Source organism: Actinomycetota bacterium (assembly GCA_036280995.1).
GTDB lineage: Bacteria > Actinomycetota > CALGFH01 > CALGFH01 > CALGFH01 > CALGFH01.
The window spans coordinates 1-2,823 of record DASUPQ010000063.1; the positions used below are offsets into that span (position 1 = coordinate 1).

Below are 2,823 nucleotides of genomic sequence, written 5' to 3' on the forward strand. Positions count from 1 at the left end.
TGACGCCGTCGTTCAGCGGAGTCTGGATGAGGGGATTGGCGAGCGGACGATCTCTGCGAAGATCGACCACGCACTCGCGCATTTCAAGCCCCTTGCTGGCGTTCCAGGCATCGAGATTCGGACCCACCGGACGGTGCTCTACAACTCGATCTACCGGTTCGATGACGAGATGATCGTCAACCCACATGTGTACGGGAAGCTGGCGTCGCACTCGCCGGCGATGCATCTGCGCCGACTCAGCGCGGGCGATCTCTTCACGACCTACGCGGACAGTCTTGACGCGGTGTGGGATCGCGGCCAGCGCAACCCCTGGTAGACAGGACGCGTGCCGAAGCGCGACTACTACAACGACCCGGACGCACCCCCCGCGAACAGCATCGTGGTCGCTGTCACGGCGATCGTCCGCAACGACGACGGGGACGTGCTTCTCATCGAGCGGACTGACAACGGACTATGGGCCGCGCCCGGAGGCGCACAGGACATCGGAGAGCGTGTTAGCGACACAGTCAGGCGCGAGGTATTCGAGGAGACCGGGTTGCGCGTCGAGGTCACCGGGCTCAGCGGCATCTACTCCGACCCTGCCCACGTGATCGCGTACGACGATGGCGAGGTACGGCAGGAGTTCGCGCTGTGCTTCCGGGCACGACCCGTAGGCGGTGACCTGAAGACGAGCTCGGAGTCTCGACAGGTCAGGTGGGTCAAGCCGGGGGAACTCGAGGCGCTGAACATCCACCCGTCGATGCGCCTGAGGGTTCGGCATGCACTTGAGCGATCTGACACGGCGTACCTGGGTTAGCTACTTCGCCCCGAAATAGTCGTGCGGGATTTCGTTGTGTGGTTGAGGAAACGCCGGTGAGCCTCCGGTGGTACGGGGTCGAATGACGAGATCATGGTGGGAAACCGTGTGAGGCAAGGGAATCGAGGCCTGATGCTGGTCACCACCAATCCGCAGCGGACGCTGTGGGAGACGATCCTGCCGCCGGGCTACCAGGACCTGCCGGCCGAGCTGGCCGGGGTGGACGCGCTGCTGGACGACCCGGTGTTCTTCGAGCCGTACCGGGCGCACTTCTCCCCGGTGTGGGGGCGGCCGTCGATCCCGATCGAGACCTACCTGCGGATGATGTTTCTCAAGCACCGGTACCGGCTGGGCTATGAGAGCCTGTGCCGGGAGGTCGCGGACTCGATCTCCTGGTCGCGGTTCTGCCGGATCCCGCTGGGAGAGCGGGTGCCGCACCCGTCCACCCTGGGCAAGATCACCGCCCGCTGCGGCCCGCAGGTGATCGAGCAGCTGAACCGGGCGCTGCTGGCCAAGGCCGGGCAGGCCAAGGTGGTGCGGACCGACAAGGTGCGCGCCGACACCACCGTGGTGCCGGCCAACGTGGCCTATCCGACCGACTCCGGGTTGCTGGTCCGCGCGATCACCCTGATCGTGACGCTGGTGGCCCGGATCCACGCCGCCGGCGCGGCCTCCCGCACCACGGTGCGGGACCGGCGCCGGGCCGCGGGTCGGCGGGCCCGGTCGATCTCGGCGCACCTGAAGCTGCGCAACGACGAGGCCAAGACCCGGGTGCTGGCGATCACCGGGGAGCTGGCCGACCTGGCCGAGGCCAGTGTGGGTGAGGCGACCCGGGTGCTCCTCAACGCCCGCCGGCACCTGTATCGGCACGGCGCGGCCGCCTCCGGTGGGCTGGCCGCCGTGGTCGTCGACCTCGAGCTGGTGCTGGCCCGGGCTGGCCGGGTGGTCGACCAGACCCGCATCCGGCTGGGTGGCGGCACCCCGGACTCGGCGACCCGGCTGGTGTCGCTGCACGACCCGGACGCCCGCCCGATCGCCAAGGGCCGGCTCGGCAAGCCGGTGGAGTTCGGCTACAAGGCGCAGGTGGTCGACAACACCGACGGGCTCGTGCTCGACCACAGCCTGCACCAGGGCAACCCGGCCGACGCGCCGCTGCTGGCCCCGGCCATCACCCGGATCACCGCGCTGTTCGGCCGGGTCCCGAAGGCGGTCACCGCCGACCGCGGCTACGGCGAGGCCAAGGTCGAGCAGGACCTGACCGGGCTCGGCGTCACCCGGGTGGTCATCCCCCGCAAGGGCAAGCCCTCCAAGGCCCGCCGCGACCACGAGCACCGGCGCGGCTTCCGCCGACTGGTGAAGTGGCGCACCGGCTGCGAGGGCCGGATCGCCTACCTCAAGCGCCGCTACGGCTTCGACCGCACCCTGCTCGACGGCCTGGACGGCGCCCAGGCCTGGTGCGGCCTCGGGGTGCTGACCCACAACACCGTCAAGATCGCCCACCTGATGCAGCACGGCGACCCCGCCCGCTCCGCGGCAACCGTAACCGAAGCGCCTCCCGCTCACCGACCGGCCGGCGACACCGGGCCACCCCGCGACCCACCGCGAGCCCGATCCACCGCCGCATAAACCGCGTTCCCGCTCTCCCGGCCGACCCGGCCTGCCCTTCCGGGCCCTCCCACAGCGGAGGGGACCCGGACAGGGGCCGGGAAGGCCGGGAGAGCGGGAGAATCGAAACCCTGCCCAACCCCTGACGCAGGCGGCGCCAAACCCCCTCAGCCCTTCTTCGGGGCGAAGTAGCTAGGCCCTCGACACCACCAGTTCCCCGCAGGCTGTCCACGGGGACGCGCTGCCTCCGCACGGCCGGCGAATTCGCCACCCAAGTTCACGCCATGGCGCCAGTCTCGACCCCGCGTGTTGCGCTTGACGCAACAGGATTGGCCGTTGGTTGTCCGCGCGCGTTGCCCCCTTGAGGTGCTTGCCGGACCCAGCCGCGGACCGCGCACCGGGCCTGGTCGACCGCCGGTTCG

Annotated in this window: 2 protein-coding genes and 1 pseudogene; all 3 read left to right on the forward strand. The window is 69.8% G+C overall.

Translation table 11 applies throughout. The features are described from left to right. Positions 1 to 316: XRE family transcriptional regulator (locus tag VF468_01835; protein ID HEX5877061.1), on the forward strand; the 316-nt coding region annotated here is incomplete at its 5' end. Positions 317 to 325: 9 nt separating this feature from the next. Then, a complete protein-coding gene (locus VF468_01840) occupies positions 326 to 796 on the forward strand; it encodes an NUDIX domain-containing protein (protein ID HEX5877062.1) in 471 nt (156 codons plus the stop codon). Between the two features lie 132 nt (positions 797 to 928). Further along, a pseudogene (locus VF468_01845) lies at positions 929 to 2,299 on the forward strand (ISNCY family transposase). Positions 2,300 to 2,823 lie beyond the last annotated feature (524 nt).